Here is a 17245-nt window from a genome sequence, read left to right as displayed (position 1 = left end):
GACCCGATATCCCATAAACAAAAACGCCGCGATCCTGTCGCGGCGTTTTTGTGTGTGTTGCTTCTTACCCCAGGTTCTTGCCGAGCAGCGCGTGATACAACTCGCTGTCCCCGAGAATCCCGACCACCTTGTTGTTATCGTGCAGCACCAGCTTGTTGCCGGTCTGATAACGGATCTGCAAGGCATCGCGCATGCCGATGTTGGAGTCGACCAATGTCGGCCGACGCCCCAACCCTTCAACCGCTTGCCCTGGGATCCAGTTCTGCAGGTCCAGGCTCGCGCCGTTCTGGCGAGCGCCCTTGATGGTGTTGCCTTCGGCCAGGTCCAGCCACGAATCGCCACCCGGATCCAGGCATACCGAACCGTTGATACGCTTGCAATTGTCCAGGGTGCGCATCAGGCTGCGACCGCACAGCACGTTCAGCGGATTGGTGTGGGCGACGAATGTCCGCACGTAATCGTCCGCCGGGTTCAACACGATCTCTTCAGGTTTGCTGTACTGAATGATCCGACCGTCTTTCATGATTGCAATACGGCTGCCGAGCTTCAGGGCTTCATCGAGGTCGTGGCTCACGAAAACGATGGTCTTGCTCAGTTTGCGTTGCAGTTCCAGCAGTTCGTCCTGCAGGCCCTGGCGGATCAGCGGGTCGAGGGCCGAGAACGGTTCGTCCATCAGCAGGATGTCGGCGTCCATCGCCAGTGCACGGGCCAGGCCCACGCGTTGTTGCATACCACCGGACAGCTCGTTGGGTTTCTTGTTGCGCCATTGGGTCAGCCCCACCAGCTCAAGCTTTTCATCCACCAGTTTGCGGCGTTCTTTCTCAGGGCGACCCTGCATTTCCAGACCGAAACTGATGTTCTCGCGAACGGTCAGCCAAGGCATCAGGGCGAACTTCTGGAACACCATCGCAATGCGCTTGGTGCGCATCATTTTCAGTTCTGCCGGAGTGCAAGAGGCGATGTCGATCTGCTTGCCTTCGTGCTCGACGAACAATTTGCCGCGGCTGACGGTGTTGAGGCCGTTGATGCAGCGCAACAGACTGGACTTGCCCGAGCCGGACAGGCCCATCAGTACGCAGATTTCACCTTTTTCGACGTCCAGGCTGGCCTTTTCGACCCCTACGATCTGCCCGGTCTTTTTCAGGATCTCGTTACGGGTCATGCCTTGATCCAGCAGCTTGAGTGCCTCGCGTGGATCCTTGGAGAAAATTACGTCGACGTTATCGAAGCGAATAATGCTCATGCGTCACCCCCTACTTTGGCTTCGGGTTGTTTGCAGATACGGTCGAGCATGATCGCCAGCAGTACGATCGCCAGGCCTGCTTCGAAGCCCAGGGCGATATCAGCAGTGTTCAGTGCGTTGACCACGGGTTTGCCCAGGCCGTCGGCGCCCACCAGTGCCGCGATCACCACCATCGACAACGACAGCATGATGCACTGGGTGATACCGGCCGCGATGCTTGGCATGGCGTGGGGCAATTCAATCCGTGAGAGCAGTTGACGTCGCGAGCAGCCAAAGGCCTTGCCAGCGTCCATCAATTCTTCCGGGACATCGCGAATACCCAGGTAAGTCAGGCGGATGGGCGCGGCAATCGCGAACACCACCGTGGAAATCAGGCCCGGGACCACACCCAGACCGAAGAGGGTCAGGGTAGGAATGAGGTAGACGAAGGTCGGCACGGTCTGCATCAGATCGAGTACCGGCCGCATCACTGTGTAGAACATCGGTTTATGCGCGGCGACGATGCCCAATGGCACGCCGATCAGCACGCAGACCAGGGTGGCGAACAACACCTGGGCGAGGGTTTCCATGGTTTCCTGCCAGTACCCCAGGTTGAGGATCAGCAGGAAGGAGGCGATGACAAAAACGGTCAGGCCCCACTTTCGTTGAATGAAGTGTGCCAGTAGCGCGATGAGGCCGATCAATGCCAGCGGGTTGAACCAGGTCAGCGCGAAAGTCACGCCGTGGATCATCGTTTCCAGTGACACGGCGATGGCGTCGAAAGTGCTGGCGCCGTTTTGCGTCAACCATTCAACGAAGCCTGCGATGTACTGGCCTAAAGGTATTTTCTGATCAATCAGCATGGTAGTGAACGTCCGCATGCAAGGAAATAAACAGCCCGGGGAAGTTGCCTCCCCCGGCGTAAGCGATTACTGAGCGAGCTTGGCTTTAACGGCCTCCAGGCCTGGTTTACCGTCAATGGTGGTCACGCCAGCGAGCCAGGTATCGAGGACCTGTGGATTCTTTTTCAGCCAGGCCTTGGCGGCCGCGTCAGGCTTCATTTTGTCGTCCAGGACGTTGCCCATCAGCGTGCTTTCCATGTCGAGGGTAAACACCAGGTTTTTCAGCAACTGACCCACGTTGCTGCATTCCTGCGCGTAGCCCTTGCGGGTGTTGGTGAAGATGGTCGCCTGACCGAAGTTCGGGCCGAAGAAGTCGTCGCCGCCGGTCAGGTACTTCATCTTGAAACGCGTGTTCATCGGGTGCGGTTCCCAGCCCAGGAACACCACGGCGGTGTTGCGGCGCTGGGCGCGATCGACTTGCGAGAGCATGCCTGCCTCGCTGGATTCGACCACCTTGAAGCCGGCGTCTTTCAAGCCGAAGGCGTTCTTGTCGATCATGCTCTGAATCAGGCGGTTGCCGTCGTTGCCCGGTTCGATGCCGTAGATCTTGCCGTCGAGTTCTTTCTTGAACTTGGCGATGTCGGCAAAATCCTTCAGACCCTTGTTATACAACTCTTCGGGGACGGCGAGGGTGTATTTTGCGTTTTCCAGGTTGGCGCGCAGGGTGTCCACGGTGCCGGCATCGCGGTAGGCCTTGATGTCGTTTTCCATGGTCGGCATCCAGTTACCCAGGAATACGTCCATGTTCTTGCCATCGGCCAGGGATTTGTAGGTCACCGGCACGGAAATCATCGTGGTCTTGGTCTTGTAGCCCAGGGCATCGAGCACGACGCTGGTGGTGGCGGTAGTCACGGTGATGTCAGTCCAGCCGACATCGGAGAAGTTTACGGTTTTGCACTGAGCCGGTTCGGCGGCTTGCGCCAGAAACGGCAGACTCAGCATGGCGGCCAACAACAACGGCGGGGAACCTTTCATGAATGGACTCCTTGGTGTTTTTTTTGGCAGTGTTCCGACTGGACCACCGCACTTATAGGTTGCGGTTGGATGGCGTTTTGGAGACATCTCTACCACGGCGCCTTGCAATCGAGTCGATACGATCATGTACCAGTGAAAATCTGACGCCTACAGGGTGCGTCGTAACCAGTACAGGGAGGGTCGCATCCAGTGTCGGTGACGTCGCTTACAGCTTTTTTCAGCCCTGTTCGTTGCTCTGAACTGCAAAAAAACGCCGAAAACACAGCGTAAAACGCACGCGGCGTTTGTGGACAAGAGTACGTCGGTGTCAGACGTCGAATGACAGGGTAAAAGCCTGATGATGCAGCCATACCGGCGGATTGCAGCTTGAGCGTAGCAGCTCCGTCGCCAGGCGCTTTTGCGTCTGGAGTTGGCACATCCAGGAGTTCGGCAGCAATGGCTATCAGCGTTTTCGACCTGTTCAAAATCGGTATTGGCCCTTCCAGTTCGCACACCGTTGGGCCCATGCGGGCCGCGGCGTTGTTCGTGCAAGGTATGCGTGAGCAGGGGCTTGTGGAGCAAGTGCGGCGTATCGAGGTTCAGCTGTACGGGTCGCTGTCAGCCACCGGCATCGGACACGGCAGCGACAACGCAGTGATCATGGGGCTGATGGGCGAGTGGCCGGACGCGATCGATCCGTCGCAGATCGGCCTCCATATCGCCACCTTGCGTGAAACCGACACGCTGTTGCTCGATGGGCGTTTGCCGGTGCCGTTCATCTGGGCCCGGGATATGCGCCTGATCGACGAAAACCTGCCATTCCATCCCAACGCCATGACCCTGGTTGCCGAGGGTGATGACGGTGAGCTGCATCGCGATACCTACTATTCCATCGGCGGCGGGTTTGTCGTCGATGAAGCACAAGCCAGCAGCGGAGTGGTGGACCTGGATCGCACGGTGTTGCCGTACGACTTCTCCAGCGCCGCCGAGCTGCTCAGTCTGTGCAAGCAGCACGACCTGCGCGTTGCCGAACTGATGATGGCCAACGAGAAGGTCTGGCGCAGCGAAGAAGAAATCCGTACCGGCCTGATGAAGCTCTGGCGCGCGATGCAGGATTGCGTCGAACAGGGCCTCAAGCACGAAGGCATCCTGCCTGGCGGCCTGAATGTGCGCCGACGCGCGGCCAAGCTGCACCGTAGCCTGCAGGAGTTGAACAAGCCCAACGTGATTGGCTCGACCCTGAGCGCCATGGAGTGGGTCAACCTGTTCGCCCTGGCGGTCAATGAAGAAAACGCCGCTGGCGGGCGTATGGTCACGGCACCGACCAACGGCGCGGCGGGCATCATTCCGGCGGTCCTGCACTACTTTATGAAGTTCAGCGAAGCGGTGACCGACGCCAACGTGGTCGACTATTTCCTCAGTGCGGCGGCGGTGGGGATCCTGTGCAAAAAGAACGCTTCGATTTCCGGTGCGGAAGTCGGTTGCCAGGGCGAGGTCGGTTCGGCTTGCGCCATGGCGGCTGCGGGGTTGGCAGAGATTCTCGGGGCTACGCCGGAGCAACTGTGCAACGCGGCGGAGATCGGCCTGGAACACAACCTCGGCCTGACCTGTGATCCGGTGGGTGGGCTGGTGCAGGTGCCGTGCATCGAGCGTAATGCGATTGCGGCGGTGAAGGCGATCAACGCGGCACAGATGGCGCTGCGGGGCGACGGTCAGCACTTTATCTCGCTGGATCGGGTGATCCGCACCATGCGTGATACCGGGGCTGATATGCATGACAAATATAAAGAGACATCGCGGGGCGGGTTGGCGGTTAGCGCGGTGGAGTGTTGATTCAGTAAGACCGCGTCGCCTCGTTCGCGGGCAAGCCTCGCTCCTACAAGGGCAATACAAAACCTGTAGGAGCGAGGCTTGCCCGCGAAGGCGCCAGACCAGTCAAAACTGCGCACTAAATGAACACCCGATTCAAAACGCGCCACGTTTTGGCGCGTCGCTTACAGATAAGCGCCTTCATCTGGATCACGGATCCAGATTGGCCATTACCGCCCGTCACCCGTGCTTGTGGTGACACTCTTCCCAGCCCCGTCGCAGACCTGTTCCCACAAGTGCTACCGATTTGCTCACAGGTAACGGGACAGCGCGCTTGCTGCCATTGATGGCACATAAATTCCACACTCTATTTGCGTCATATCCAGACACATCGCGACGTCGTTTTCAGGAGTTATTGAACACGCATTCAATTTTAGGCATGGCAATTGCTCTGTCATTACAAAGCCCGTCTCCCACGAGAGAACGATGGCCATAACAAGAGCCTCCGCCTGAGGCCATCACCCGCTTTGTGTGAGGAGATACCGCGATGACGACGTTCAACTCCGGGGCCCAACCCCAGAACCGTGCGCCTCAATCCATCGGCTTTCTGCTGCTGGACAATTTCACGCTTATTTCTCTGGCGTCCGCAGTAGAACCCCTGCGCATGGCCAACCAATTGTCCGGTCGCGAACTGTATCGCTGGACCACGATCACCGTCGATGGCGGTCAGGTCTGGGCCAGTGACGGTCTGCAGATCACCCCCGACTGCTCCATGCACAAAGCGCCCGCCCTGGACACCATCATTGTCTGCGGCGGTATCGGCATCCAGCGTACCGTTACCCGTGAACACGTGTCGTGGCTGCAAAGCCAGGCCCGTCAGTCCCGCCGTCTCGGCGCGGTGTGCACCGGCAGCTGGGCCCTGGCTTGCGCCGGCCTGCTGGACGGCTTCGACTGCAGCGTGCACTGGGAATGCCTGGCCTCGATGCAGGAAGCCTTCCCGCGTGTCGCCATGAGTACGCGCCTGTTCACCCTGGACCGTAACCGTTTCACCAGTTCCGGCGGCACCGCACCGCTGGACATGATGCTGCACCTGATCAGCCGCGATCACGGACGTGAACTGTCGGCCGCGATCTCGGAAATGTTCGTCTACGAGCGCATCCGCAACGAGCAGGATCACCAGCGTGTACCGCTCAAGCACATGCTCGGCACCAACCAGCCGAAGCTGCAGGAAATCGTCGCGCTGATGGAAGCCAACCTGGAGGAGCCGATCGATCTCGACGAACTGGCGGTGTACGTCGCCGTGTCCCGTCGTCAGCTGGAGCGGTTGTTCCAGAAATACCTGCACTGCTCGCCGTCGCGCTACTACCTGAAACTGCGCTTGATCCGCGCCCGGCAGTTGCTCAAGCAAACGCCGATGTCGATCATCGAAGTGGCATCGGTGTGTGGGTTTGTGTCTACGCCGCACTTCTCCAAGTGCTACCGCGAATACTTCGGCATTCCGCCACGCGACGAACGCGTCGGTTCCAACACCACGCAGCAAGTGGCGATGATGCCGCTGCCACAGGCACTGGTGCTGTCGCCGTTGTCCGGGCCGTTGTCGGCGTTGAGTCAGGCGCGTAATGAGTCGACTTTTGCTAGCGTAAGGCTCTAGACCGGGGCGCCTGCATTCGTCGGAACGCCGCCCGGAGCAAGCCCGCTCCCACATTGACCGAGTTCGCTTAGGGGAATGCGGTCAACTGTGGGAGCGGGCTTGCCCGCGAAGGCGTCCTGTCAGACACTACGGCTTTGCTGATACTCCGCCAGTGCCGGCAGCAATTGCTTGTCGATAGCCTGGCGCACGGCCGGCAGGATGGTCGCGCTGCTGGTGTACATCTGCTTGACCATGGTCCGCAGTTCCGTTGCCCGTTCGTTGTTCAAACCCCGTACCGCGCATTCGCAGGCCTGCTCGGCGGTAGCGCCAGGGGGCACTGCAAATCCCAACGCCTTCAGCTGGCCCAACAGGTCTTCCTGGTCAATCAAATCAGCGTGCATCATGACGCAATCCTTCTTCAGGGAACGTTGTCTTGGCTCGATTCTGGTAGGGCCCCGGGGTGGCGGCAAGGGCAATTTGTCGCAATGACCGCAATGGCTATGAACATGTCGTTTTCGGCTAACTTTCTAAAGAGAGGACGGGGCACACTGGATTCAGCTGGCTTCACGAAGGTTTGGTCACCCTCGCGCAACGGCTCCTCAACAGTTACCCACCTCTGCCCCGATCCTGTCACGGCTTGATCGGGGTTTTTTTTGCCTGTGAATCAGGAATGCAGGTGGTGTCTGGGCTGACGCTTTCGCGGGCAAGTCGGATCGCCGCACCGCTCGCTCCTACAGAGGTATGCGATCTCCTGTAGGAGCGAGCGGTGCGGCGATCCGACTTGCCCGCGAAGAATATGACGCGGTCTAACGTTGTAAAACGAGGATCCGCGACAGCAATTCATCCCGGTCAACATAGCAACCCTGGAAATGCCGCGCGCCAGTGGCCGGGTCGAAAGCATTGCGCGCATGGAGCGTACGACGGTTGTCGAAACACCACAGTTCCCCGGGATTGAGCCTTTGCATCAGCCTGAATCGAGGCTCCCGAGTCATGGCGATGAACCGGCGATAAGCGCGATACAGCTTCGGCATCTGCTCCACCGCCGCATCGAACGGGCCGCGCAGGAAGTTCGCCATGCGGATTTCCGACACCTGTCCCGAAGCGTCCAAAGCGATGATCGGCGCGAGGCGGCGGTAGTCGCTATGACGGTCCTTATTGCGAAACTCCACGGGGATTTCACACAAGGCCTGGAACGCTTCGGGATCTTCCTGGCGCAAGGCGTCGGCGATGGCAAAACCGTCGACGAAAATACTCTCGCCACCCTCGGCGTCATTGACCAGGCAATGCAGGAATTGCAGCCCTGGTTGCAACTCCCGGGTCGGCAGGTCGCTGTGCAGCGGCAGGTTGAAGGCGGTGTAGGCGTTGCTGTCGGCATCGGCCTTGGATTGCACGTTGAACAGCACACCGAAATTACTCTCGCGGATGAAGGAAATCCGCTGGGCGATCAGCTTCAGCGAGCCGGGCTCGGTGGGCACGCCACGGACCTGGGTCAGGCCGATGTCGCGCACCGCCAACAGCCACTGCAACAGCGCGTCGTTATCGTTCATCAGCGCCGCGTAGTCGAACACCGGCAACTGTAGATCACTGTTCCAGAGCCTGGCTTGCGGTTTGCCGGCGCGGCGTTCGGCACGGGACTCATCGTCATAAGCGTGGGCCCGTAGCCAGCCCGGATCGAAGCGGCTGCGGTGGCCGTCCTGCCATGCGACGCAGAGGCAGCCTTCAGCGTCGACGCTTGTCTCTGCGGGCAGGAGATTTTCTTCGACATCGACGATTTCCAGCACCTGCTCGCGAGTCACCGTGTAGACGCACAGTGGGCACGGGCAGTTGTCCCGCAGCCATTGGTGGTGAAACGGACTGACACGGTCGTCGGCCCATTTCACCAGAACGCGATCCGTCAGGGCTTGCACGCCAGCCAGCGCGCTGATCAACGGGTAAGTGCGGAAGTCGGCAAAAGCGGCGGCGGTGTTCAATGGCGATCTCCTTGTTCGAGGGTGATTGTTCGGTGGTGGCTATTTTGCCGGTGGCAGCGCGATCACGCGGCCAATGCAGGCGGGGGCGGGCAAGTCGGCTTGCTCGGCGACCATGGCTTGCAGCTTGCTCAAGGTCTCTTCACTGAAGGGCGCGGATCGCGGCCCGGCGAGGTCGACGTGCAGCAGCATTTGTTCATTGCCTGCCAGTTCCTTGTCATCGCCCACCAGGTGCAGGCTGTGGTAGAGGTGCAGGCGTTTGCTGTCGTGGCCGATGATTTGCGTGTGCACTTCGACTTCGGCATCGAGCTTCACTTCGTGCAGGTAGTTGAGGTGGAGTTCGAGGGTGAACAGCGAGTTGCCGCTGGCTTCGCGGTTGTTGCTGTCCATACCCAGCCGATCCATCAGTGCGTCGGTGGCGTAGCTGAAGATCAGCAGGTAGAAGGCATCGCGCAGGTGGCCGTTGTAGTCGACCCAGTCGGGGATGATTGTGGTTTGGTAGGTGGTGAGGGTGGGCATGGTGAGTGATCCAAGATGTGTGTTGACTGGACTGCCGCTTTCGCGGGCAAGCCTCGCTCCTACAGGAATGCGCGTAATCCTTGTAGGAGCGAGGCTTGCCCGCGAAAGGGTCGGTCCTGCTGGATAATTATTCGGCGAACGCCATCCCATGCTTCTCTTTGGTGGTTTTCACCGCCTCAAGCACCGCCAGCAGGCAATCATCACGATAGCGCTCCAGCGCCGAAATGCTGTGCGTTCCCAGCTGATCACTGGTGCCATCCACCACATCATCGATCAACTTGTCTGTCAGTTCCGGCGCCGGCAAATAGGTCCACGGCAACTGCAATGCCGGCCCGAACTGCGCCATGAAGTGGCGCATGCCCGCGTCGCCTCCAGCCAGGGTGTAAGTCAGGAAAGTCCCCATGAACGACCAGCGCAGACCGGCGCCAAAACGAATGGCATCGTCGATTTCACCGGTGGTCGCCACGCCATCGTTGACCAGGTGCAGCGCTTCACGCCACAGCGCTTCGAGCAGGCGGTCGGCGATAAAGCCTGGCACTTCCTTGCGTACATGCAGCGGACGCATGCCTAAGGATTCGTAAACTTTCATCGCTGCCTGCACGGCTTCTGGTGCAGTGTTTTTGCCACCTACCACTTCGACCAACGGCAGCAGATAAACCGGGTTGAACGGGTGCCCGACGACGCAGCGTTCCGGGTGGGTCGAACTTTCGTAAAACTCACTCGGCAACAGCCCGGAGGTACTGGAGCCGATCAGGGCATCCGGTTTGGCCGCCGCACTGATTTTGCTGTGCAGTTCCAGTTTCAAGTCCAGACGCTCAGGGGCGCTTTCCTGAATGAAATCCGCGTCGCGAACGCATTCTTCAATGGTGGCGACAAAGCGCAACCGATCCTGTGATGCGCCGGGTGCCAGGCCTTGTTTTTCCAGTGCGCCCCAGGCATTGGCGACGCGTTTGCGCAGGGCGGCTTCGGCGCCGGGCGCCGGGTCCCAGGCCACGACGTCGAGGCCGTGGGCGAGGGCGCGGGAGACCCAGCCGCTGCCGATCACGCCGCTGCCCAGGGCGGCGAAGGTTTTGATTTCGGTAATAAAGGTCATGGCAACGTCCTGAAGAATTTGGTGATGCCCTGTAGGGGCGAAGCTTGCTCGCGAAGACGGTGGTCCAGCCGCGGAGTATGTGGCGGATGTACCGGTCTCTTCGCGGGCAAGCCTCGCTCCTACAGAGGTTTTTTGTGTGGGTTTAGCCGCGCTTGGTCAGGCCCATTTTTGTCCGGCCTTCCGCCGGGGTCAGCACCCGGGCGCCGAGGCGGCTGAGGATTTCCGAGGCGCGTTCGACCAGTTGGCCGTTGGTCGCCAGCACGCCCTTGTCCAGCCACAGGTTGTCTTCCAGGCCGACCCGTACGTTGCCGCCCAGCAGCACCGCTTGTGCCGCCATCGGCATCTGCATGCGACCGATGCCGAAGCCGGCCCAGACCGCGTCGGCTGGCAGGTTGTCGACCATGGCTTTCATGGTGGTGGTGTCCGCCGGCGCGCCCCACGGGATGCCCAGGCAGAGCTGGAACAGCGGGTTGTCCAGCAGGCCTTCCTTGATCATCTGCTTGGCAAACCACAGGTGACCGGTGTCGAAGATTTCCAGCTCGGCTTTCACGCCCAGCTCTTGAATGCGTTTGGCGCCGGCACGCAGTTGCGCCGGGGTGGACACGTAGATGGTGTCGCCGTCGCCGAAGTTCAGGGTGCCGCAATCGAGGGTGCAGATTTCCGGCAGCAGTTCTTCGACGTGGGCCAGGCGGGTCAGCGGGCCGACCAGGTCGGTATTGGGGCCGAACTCCATCGGGTTCTCGCCCGCGCCGATTTCCAGGTCGCCGCCCATGCCGGCGGTGAGGTTGACGATGATGTCGACGTCCGCCTCGCGGATGCGCTCCATCACTTCGCGGTACAGCGCGACGTCACGGCTGAATTTGCCTGTTTGCGGGTCGCGAACGTGGCAGTGAACCACGGTGGCACCGGCCTTGGCGGCTTCCACGGCGGCTGCGGCGATTTGTTTCGGGGTGACCGGCACGTGCGGGCTTCTGGCGGTCGTGTCGCCAGCACCGGTGAGTGCGCAGGTGATGATGACGTCGTGGTTCATGAGACGGGTTCCTTGCAGGCGTGATGATTCCGTTCGCAGCCCGGTCGGGCTGCGAATCGGTGGTTCAATCGGGTTTATTGGGTGGTCAATTTCAGGTTGTCAGCCGCCGGTTTGCCATCGAAGGTGGTCACACCTTCAAGCCAGCGTTGCTTGTCTTGCGGGTGATCCTTCAACCATTGTTTGGCCGATTCGAAAGCGTCCTTGTGCTCCAGCAGCGGCTGCATCATCCGGCTCTCGTCTTCGGCGGTGTAGGTCAGGTTGCTCAGCAAGCGGCCGATGTTCGGGCACTGCTGCGCGTAGTTGGGCGAGGTGACGGTCCAGACCGTGGCCATGCCTTCGTTCGGGCCCAGGGCGTCTTCGCTGCCCGTGAGGTAAGTCATCTGCACGTTGACGTTCATCGGGTGCGGCGCCCAGCCGAAGAACACCACCGCTTCCTTGCGCCGCACGGCGCGATCCACTGCGGCGAGCATGCCGGCCTCACTGGACTCGACCAGCTGGAACTTGCCCAGGCCAAACTGATTCTTGGCGATCATCGCCTTGATCTGGGTGTTGGCGCCCGAGCCAGGCTCGATGCCGTAGATCTTGCCGCCCAGTTCTTTCTGGAATTTGGCGATGTCGGCAAAGGTTTTCAGGCCCTTGTCGGCGAGGTAAGTCGGAACGGCGAGGGTGGCGCGGGCATCTTTCAGGCTGGGCGCTTCCAGCACCTTGACTTGATTGGCCTGGACGAACGGCGTGATGGTCTGGGTCATCAACGGGTTCCAGTAGCCCAGGAACAGGTCCAGGCGCTGGTCGCGGATCCCGGCGAAGATGATTTGCTGGGATGCGCTGGTTTGTTTGGTGTTGTAGCCGAGGCCGTCGAGCAGGACTTGGGTCATGGCACTTGTAGCGATTACGTCGGTCCAGTTCACGACGCCCATGCGTACGTTCTGGCATGACGCAGGTTCGGCCGCCATGACACTGGCGCTCAATAAGGCGGTACCGCTGAGTGCAAGAACACAGCTGCTGATCAGTCGTTTCATGTCGGGTTCCTCGGCAGACGTTATTGTGGGTTCCGGCGTCTTCATGCGCCGGTGATGACAAGTTACGCAGCATAGACCCCGTGAAAGCGCACTGCGGCGACCAGCTCTTGCACTGCAGCGACCTGTGCTCTTGAATGCCGCGTGCAACTGGCGTATCAACGTCCACACGCTTCCCGCCTCTCGTTACCTGCCAGTCGAGTGCGCTACATGTCCCAGGATTTCTACTTCTTGTTGATGCCGGGTTTCTCGGCCATCGGGTTCATCTCGGCCATCGAGCCGCTGCGGGTCGCCAATCGCTTTCGCGGCGAGCTATACCGCTGGCATGTGCTGAGTGCCGACGGGGGCGCGGTATTGGCCAGCAATGGCATGTCGGTCAACGCCGACGCTGCGCTGGAACCGCTGAAAAAAGGTGCAACCCTATTGGTGGTCGCCGGTTTCGAACCGCTGAAGTTCGCCACCCCGGCCCTGGAGCACTGGTTGCGCCGCCTGGACAACGAAGGCGTGACCCTCGGCGCCATCGACACCGGCAGCTTCGTCCTCGCCGAAGCCGGCCTCCTCGACGGCCATCGCCTGACCTTGCACTGGGAAGCCATCGACGCGTTCAAGGAGTCTTACCCACAGCTCAGCGTTACCCAAGAGCTGTTCGAGATCGATCGCCGGCGCATCACGTCAGCGGGCGGCACTGCCTCCATCGACCTGATGCTCGATCTCATCGCCCAGGCCCACGGCCCGGCACTGGCGATCCAGGTCAGCGAACAATTCGTACTCGGGCGCATCCGCCCACGCAAAGACCACCAGCGCATGGAAGTCGCCACGCGCTATGGCATCAGCAATAAGAAACTCGTTCACGTTATTGGCGAAATGGAACAGCACAGCGAACCGCCGTTGAGCACGCTGGAACTGGCGGAATCGATCAAGGTGACGCGCCGGCAGCTGGAGCGTTTGTTTCGGCTGCACCTGAACGACACGCCGAGCAATTTCTATCTGCGCTTGCGGCTGGAAAAGGCCCGGCAATTGTTGCGTCAGACGGATATGAGCGTGCTGGAGGTGAGTATTGCCTGCGGGTTTGAATCGCCGTCGTATTTCGCCCGCAGTTATCGGGCGCGGTTTGCGCGGTGTCCGCGGGAGGACCGGCGTCGGTTGGGCGATGGCCGGGAACTTGTCTAAGCGAAGATTTCGACAGCACCAGAAAACCCTGTGGGAGCGAGCTTGCTCGCGATGGCGTCGTAACAGTCAGCATCCAGGTGTCTGATACACCGCTATCGCGAGCAAGCTCGCTCCCACAGTTTTGATCTGTTGCAGTCTTACTTTTTCATCAATGCCGAACACGCCGCTTTAAACGCCTCATGCTGATACTTGTTCAGCGTCGCCGGCAGCGCAAAATCAAACTTCTTGTTCTGCGCATTGATCGTCTGCGGCGACAGCAGCGTTACTTCGCAATTCTCCAGCAACTGGAAAATCCCTTCGATCTTGAACGTGGTCGGTCCACCGGCAAATTCGCCTTTCTTGCTGCGTTTCTTGATTGCGATCCGATCGATGGAATGCTCACGCACAAACGACGCGACCTGAGCGGCAAACACTTTGACGTTCGCGGCCTCGTCGTCATCGTCGAGGGCGATCTTTTTGGTGCTCAGCGCAACATGGCTGAGCACCTGATCGTCGAGGGAGGCCACGGCGATGATCGCTTCGCTGCCTTTGATTTCGATACCGCAGATATTCATGAACTGATGTCCCTATGAGCGAACCGCAAAGCCTTGATGTTGACGTAGTCGAGGCATGAAGTCATCCCGAGGCGTGTCACCAGCGAAAGCTCGACCGTTGGTCGGCAAATCGCGTTGACCTATCATTTCTGAGAGTACCTGCCTATCGATGCCGCCCTTATTTTTACCGGTGCCAGGCCCATTTCAGGGACATCAGTTCTGGTAATCACTTAAGGATCAAGTCAGATGAAACTTCGGAAAAATATTCGCTCGTTGAGCAGTGTTGAAAAACAGAAATTTGTCGCTGCTTGTCTTCAGCTCAAGGCCTCAGGGCAATACGATCGGTACGTGCATCAGCATCATCACGTCATGGTGCCCACCGTTCTGCCCCATGAGCCGAATGACCCCAATTACAGAAACGGTGCCCACCGGGGGCCCTCTTTCCTGCCCTGGCATCGAGCCTTCTTGCTTCAGTTCGAAGCGGACCTTCAGGCCATCGACTCTTCGATCACTATTCCCTATTGGGACTGGACACAGGATTTCGCCGATCCGCTGAACTCTCCGGTGTGGAAAGACGACTTCATGGGCGGTAATGGTGTGGAGAGCGACGAATGGCGGGTGGCGAGCGGGCCTTTTGCCTACAAGAACGGGGAGTGGCCCGTCCCGTCATATCCTGATGATGGCCTGCCAGGGCCTGGATTGAAGCGACAGTTCAGTCTGGTGGTGAATTCTTTGCCAACCCCTGAAGATCTGCAGATGGCAATGCGCGAAAGTCTTTACGACACGCCGCCGTATGACTCCAGTCATTGCGTGCGCGGTTTCAGAAACCGCCTGGAGGGCTGGATCACCCAACGAGGCGACCCTCAGGTCACAACTTCGAGTTCCCAGTTACATAATCGGGTTCATCTTTGGGTGGGGGGCAACATGTTGCCGATGACTTCTCCAGATGACCCGGTATTCTTTCTTCATCATTGTTTCGTCGACAAAGTCTGGGCCGACTGGCAAGCGCGAATGGTGCGAGACAATGGTCAATGGGCACCGCATTACGCGCCACTGCAAAACGGCCCTGAAGGCCACAATTACCATGACGTGCTCAAACCCTGGACGCTGAAGATCAGCGAAGTCATGGACATTGACGCGTTGGATTACGAGTACGAGCAGGCAGCAGATTCGCTGGTGGTACCACAGCGGGTCAATCAATTGCCCTGCTTGGCATGACACGGGTCAAATCAATTAATCGATGAGAGGGGCAAGCGGCCACAGCCAGCGACAACTCAGGAGAATGTGTCGACGTGGGAATCGCCGAAGGCCCTGATCGTGTTGCTCTATCTCTTACAGCTGTAGCTGGCGTTGGTACTATTTTTGAGGCTTGCCCGGGAAGAGGAAGGCACATTCGAAATCATTGTCGACTGGTACTCCGTCTTCGCGGGCAAGCCTCGCTCCTACCCGTTACTTCTTCATCAGTACCGAACACGCGGTTTTGTAAGCCTCATGCTGATACTTGTTCAACGTCGCCATGCTGGCGTGCAGGTTACAGCTCTAACTGGTTGGCGGTGATGCCAAACGCCGCGGCAATTTTCTCACGGGTCGCCTTGCGAGGCTTGGCGACGGTTTCCTGCTGAGCGAAGGCCGGCTGGGAAATGCCCATGCGCTTGGCCACTTCGTCCTGTGTGAGGCTGAGGTGTTCGCGCCAGGCGCGAATAGGCGTTGCACCGTCGACGATAAGGCTGACTACTTCGTGTGGGATCAAATTATTCTCCATGCTTATGTCCTTACTCCTGCCCGATCGACTCCAAAAACTCCGACCGCTCATCACTCATCCGCGCCACGCAATCGTTCTGCGCAATGGTGAACGCCTTGCTGCCGCTGGTCGCCGGGAACGCCTCCACGGTGCAATCCGCGTCCCGGGTCTTCAGCCACTGTTGCTGGGCCGCCTTGAGCTTGGCGGTGACGTCGGTCAGTTGCGCCGGGGTCTTGCCATAGAGCATCTGCAGCCGCTCGGTCAGGCTTTTGTAGTTTTCACTCAGCAGGTCTTCCGCCGTGGTTCTGCTGTAGGCCGAGCATTCCAGGGTCTGGATTTCGTTTTCGACGGCGTCGCAGGGGTTGTCGTCGGCCTCTTCAGCCGCCTGCGCGCCGGTCGCTATCAATGCCAAAGCCAGAAAGATCGATTTCATCGCGTCGCCGCCCCTAAATCCAGTGATGCGATGGATTCTCGCGTATGCGGACGGGCTTGAACAGGTCGCTTATCCGGCCGGCTGACGACCCTTTGTCGCGGATTGACGCTTTCGGCAATTCCCCTGTCGTTTTTGCACCCGGCTGCCAGTGCACCGAGGCATATGCTGGCCCCAAAGCGCCGGCACACGATTCGGCGCATGAATCGCTAATAGGGGACAGCCTGATGAGCCCAGCCGAATTGCACGCCGACAGCATCGTTATCGACGGGCTGATTATTGCCAAGTGGAACCGCGAGTTGTTTGAAGACATGCGCAAGGGCGGTCTGACCGCGGCCAACTGCACCGTGTCGGTGTGGGAGGGCTTCCAGGCCACCGTCAACAACATCGCCGCCAGCCAGAAACTGATCCGCGAGAACAGCGACCTGGTGATTCCGGTGCGCACTACCGCCGACATCCGCAAGGCCAAGGAGCAGGGCAAGACCGGCATCCTCTTCGGTTTCCAGAATGCCCACGCCTTTGAAGACCAGATCGGCTACGTCGAGGTGTTCAAGCAGCTGGGCGTCGGTATTGTGCAGATGTGCTACAACACCCAGAACCTGGTTGGTACCGGTTGCTACGAACGCGACGGCGGCCTGTCGGGCTTCGGTCGCGAAATCGTCGCCGAGATGAACCGCGTCGGCGTGATGTGCGACCTGTCCCACGTCGGCTCCAAGACTTCCGAGGAAGTCATCCTCGAATCGAAGAAGCCGGTCTGTTACTCCCATTGCCTGCCGTCGGGCCTGAAAATCCACCCGCGCAACAAGTCCGATGAAGAGCTGAAGTTCATTGCCGACCACGGCGGTTTCGTCGGCGTGACCATGTTCGCACCGTTCCTGGCCAAGGGCATCGATTCGACCATCGACGACTACGCCGAAGCCATCGAATACACCATGAACATCGTTGGCGAAGACGCCATCGGCATCGGCACCGACTTCACCCAGGGCCACGGCCAGGATTTCTTCGAATACCTGACCCACGACAAGGGCTACGCCCGTCGCCTGACCAGTTTCGGCAAGATCATCAACCCGCTGGGCATCCGCACCGTCGGCGAGTTCCCGAACCTGACCGAAACCCTGCTCAAGCGCGGCCATTCCGAGCGCGTGGTGCGCAAGATCATGGGCGAGAACTGGGTCAACGTCTTGAAAGATGTCTGGGGCGAATAAGCCGCCGCACTTCTGAATCCTTTC

The 17245-nt window shown here is 59.5% G+C and carries 16 protein-coding genes and 1 pseudogene; 5 read left to right on the top strand and 12 right to left on the bottom strand.

Annotated elements, in window-relative coordinates:
* Window positions 1–64: 64 nt before the first annotated feature.
* The 3 genes from choV to PMA3_RS28095 form a co-directional block, all read right to left on the bottom strand.
* Window positions 65–1243: a choline ABC transporter ATP-binding protein gene (gene choV, locus PMA3_RS28105; protein ID WP_064680190.1), complete on the bottom strand. Its 1179-nt coding sequence runs from the start codon at window positions 1241–1243 to the stop codon at window positions 65–67.
* On the bottom strand, window positions 1240–2085 hold the full coding sequence (gene choW, locus PMA3_RS28100) for a choline ABC transporter permease subunit (RefSeq protein ID WP_064680189.1): 846 nt from the start codon (window positions 2083–2085) through the stop codon (window positions 1240–1242). The genes choV and choW overlap by 4 nt, the downstream gene beginning before the upstream one ends.
* Window positions 2086–2151: 66 nt before the next feature.
* Window positions 2152–3099, bottom strand: a complete 948-nt coding sequence (locus tag PMA3_RS28095; RefSeq protein ID WP_064680188.1) for a choline ABC transporter substrate-binding protein — start codon at window positions 3097–3099, stop codon at window positions 2152–2154.
* A gap of 435 nt (window positions 3100–3534) precedes the next feature.
* Here PMA3_RS28095 and PMA3_RS28090 point away from each other — a divergent pair, with 435 nt between their 5' ends.
* Both PMA3_RS28090 and gbdR read left to right on the top strand, forming a co-directional pair.
* Complete coding sequence (locus tag PMA3_RS28090; protein ID WP_064680187.1) at window positions 3535–4911, top strand: L-serine ammonia-lyase; 1377 nt, start codon at window positions 3535–3537, stop codon at window positions 4909–4911.
* Window positions 4912–5434: 523 nt separating this feature from the next.
* Window positions 5435–6538 carry a choline metabolism transcriptional regulator GbdR gene (gene gbdR / locus PMA3_RS28085; RefSeq protein WP_046029844.1) on the top strand — a complete coding sequence of 368 codons (1104 nt, stop codon included), beginning with the start codon at window positions 5435–5437 and terminating at the stop codon, window positions 6536–6538.
* Window positions 6539–6657: 119 nt separating this feature from the next.
* On the opposite strand, the gene PMA3_RS28080 is transcribed toward gbdR, so the two are convergent.
* From PMA3_RS28080 to choX, 6 genes are all read right to left on the bottom strand, one after another.
* Window positions 6658–6921, bottom strand: coding sequence for a hypothetical protein (locus tag PMA3_RS28080; RefSeq protein ID WP_064680186.1), 264 nt, complete (start codon window positions 6919–6921; stop codon window positions 6658–6660).
* A gap of 402 nt (window positions 6922–7323) precedes the next feature.
* Entirely contained in the window at window positions 7324–8487 is a 1164-nt protein-coding gene (locus tag PMA3_RS28075; protein WP_064680185.1) for a gamma-butyrobetaine dioxygenase, read from the bottom strand.
* A gap of 39 nt (window positions 8488–8526) precedes the next feature.
* Window positions 8527–9003 carry a thioesterase family protein gene (locus PMA3_RS28070; RefSeq protein ID WP_064680184.1) on the bottom strand — a complete coding sequence of 159 codons (477 nt, stop codon included), beginning with the start codon at window positions 9001–9003 and terminating at the stop codon, window positions 8527–8529.
* A 127-nt stretch (window positions 9004–9130) separates the two neighbouring features.
* Window positions 9131–10096: an L-carnitine dehydrogenase gene (locus tag PMA3_RS28065; RefSeq protein ID WP_064680183.1), complete on the bottom strand. Its 966-nt coding sequence runs from the start codon at window positions 10094–10096 to the stop codon at window positions 9131–9133.
* A gap of 142 nt (window positions 10097–10238) precedes the next feature.
* Window positions 10239–11126 (bottom strand): 3-dehydrocarnitine:acetyl-CoA trimethylamine transferase CdhC, encoded by an 888-nt coding sequence (gene cdhC, locus PMA3_RS28060; RefSeq protein ID WP_064680182.1) that lies wholly within the window; start codon window positions 11124–11126, stop codon window positions 10239–10241.
* Between the two features lie 74 nt (window positions 11127–11200).
* Window positions 11201–12145 carry a choline ABC transporter substrate-binding protein gene (gene choX, locus PMA3_RS28055; protein ID WP_064680181.1) on the bottom strand — a complete coding sequence of 315 codons (945 nt, stop codon included), beginning with the start codon at window positions 12143–12145 and terminating at the stop codon, window positions 11201–11203.
* Between the two features lie 207 nt (window positions 12146–12352).
* On the opposite strand from choX, the gene PMA3_RS28050 reads away from it, so the two are divergent.
* A complete protein-coding gene (locus tag PMA3_RS28050; RefSeq protein ID WP_064680180.1) occupies window positions 12353–13312 on the top strand; it encodes a GlxA family transcriptional regulator in 960 nt (319 codons plus the stop codon).
* Between the two features lie 137 nt (window positions 13313–13449).
* Here the strand turns inward: PMA3_RS28050 and PMA3_RS28045 are convergent, their stop codons facing one another.
* Entirely contained in the window at window positions 13450–13866 is a 417-nt protein-coding gene (locus PMA3_RS28045; RefSeq protein WP_064680179.1) for a DUF3010 family protein, read from the bottom strand.
* Between the two features lie 225 nt (window positions 13867–14091).
* Between PMA3_RS28045 and PMA3_RS28040 the strand changes: the two genes are divergently transcribed.
* Entirely contained in the window at window positions 14092–15063 is a 972-nt protein-coding gene (locus PMA3_RS28040; RefSeq protein ID WP_064680178.1) for a tyrosinase family protein, read from the top strand.
* Window positions 15064–15376: 313 nt separating this feature from the next.
* Here PMA3_RS28040 and PMA3_RS28035 read toward each other — a convergent pair.
* Window positions 15377–15607, bottom strand: a pseudogene (locus PMA3_RS28035) (helix-turn-helix domain-containing protein); the annotation flags it as partial.
* A 10-nt stretch (window positions 15608–15617) separates the two neighbouring features.
* The gene (locus PMA3_RS28030; protein ID WP_064680176.1) at window positions 15618–16019 is read right to left on the bottom strand and encodes a lysozyme inhibitor LprI family protein; all 402 of its coding nucleotides are present in this window, start codon (window positions 16017–16019) and stop codon (window positions 15618–15620) included.
* Between the two features lie 224 nt (window positions 16020–16243).
* On the opposite strand from PMA3_RS28030, the gene PMA3_RS28025 reads away from it, so the two are divergent.
* Entirely contained in the window at window positions 16244–17221 is a 978-nt protein-coding gene (locus PMA3_RS28025; RefSeq protein WP_008033250.1) for a dipeptidase, read from the top strand.
* Window positions 17222–17245 lie beyond the last annotated feature (24 nt).

The organism is Pseudomonas silesiensis (assembly GCF_001661075.1).
Lineage (GTDB): Bacteria > Pseudomonadota > Gammaproteobacteria > Pseudomonadales > Pseudomonadaceae > Aquipseudomonas > Aquipseudomonas silesiensis.
Note: the sequence above shows the minus strand (reverse complement) of the source record. Positions and strands in the feature narration are given on the sequence as shown.

Bases quoted from the DNA above. Each gene is read 5' to 3' on its own strand.
- choV (WP_064680190.1), bottom strand. From the start codon at position 1,243: ATGAGCATTATTCGCTTCGATAACGTCGACGTAATTTTCTCCAAGGAT.
- choW (WP_064680189.1), bottom strand. From the start codon at position 2,085: ATGCTGATTGATCAGAAAATACCTTTAGGCCAGTACATCGCAGGCTTC.
- PMA3_RS28095 (WP_064680188.1), bottom strand. From the start codon at position 3,099: ATGAAAGGTTCCCCGCCGTTGTTGTTGGCCGCCATGCTGAGTCTGCCG.
- PMA3_RS28090 (WP_064680187.1), top strand. From the start codon at position 3,535: ATGGCTATCAGCGTTTTCGACCTGTTCAAAATCGGTATTGGCCCTTCC.
- gbdR (WP_046029844.1), top strand. From the start codon at position 5,435: ATGACGACGTTCAACTCCGGGGCCCAACCCCAGAACCGTGCGCCTCAA.
- PMA3_RS28080 (WP_064680186.1), bottom strand. From the start codon at position 6,921: ATGATGCACGCTGATTTGATTGACCAGGAAGACCTGTTGGGCCAGCTG.
- PMA3_RS28070 (WP_064680184.1), bottom strand. From the start codon at position 9,003: ATGCCCACCCTCACCACCTACCAAACCACAATCATCCCCGACTGGGTC.
- PMA3_RS28065 (WP_064680183.1), bottom strand. From the start codon at position 10,096: ATGACCTTTATTACCGAAATCAAAACCTTCGCCGCCCTGGGCAGCGGC.
- cdhC (WP_064680182.1), bottom strand. From the start codon at position 11,126: ATGAACCACGACGTCATCATCACCTGCGCACTCACCGGTGCTGGCGAC.
- choX (WP_064680181.1), bottom strand. From the start codon at position 12,145: ATGAAACGACTGATCAGCAGCTGTGTTCTTGCACTCAGCGGTACCGCC.
- PMA3_RS28050 (WP_064680180.1), top strand. From the start codon at position 12,353: ATGTCCCAGGATTTCTACTTCTTGTTGATGCCGGGTTTCTCGGCCATC.
- PMA3_RS28045 (WP_064680179.1), bottom strand. From the start codon at position 13,866: ATGAATATCTGCGGTATCGAAATCAAAGGCAGCGAAGCGATCATCGCC.
- PMA3_RS28040 (WP_064680178.1), top strand. From the start codon at position 14,092: ATGAAACTTCGGAAAAATATTCGCTCGTTGAGCAGTGTTGAAAAACAG.
- PMA3_RS28030 (WP_064680176.1), bottom strand. From the start codon at position 16,019: ATGAAATCGATCTTTCTGGCTTTGGCATTGATAGCGACCGGCGCGCAG.
- PMA3_RS28025 (WP_008033250.1), top strand. From the start codon at position 16,244: ATGAGCCCAGCCGAATTGCACGCCGACAGCATCGTTATCGACGGGCTG.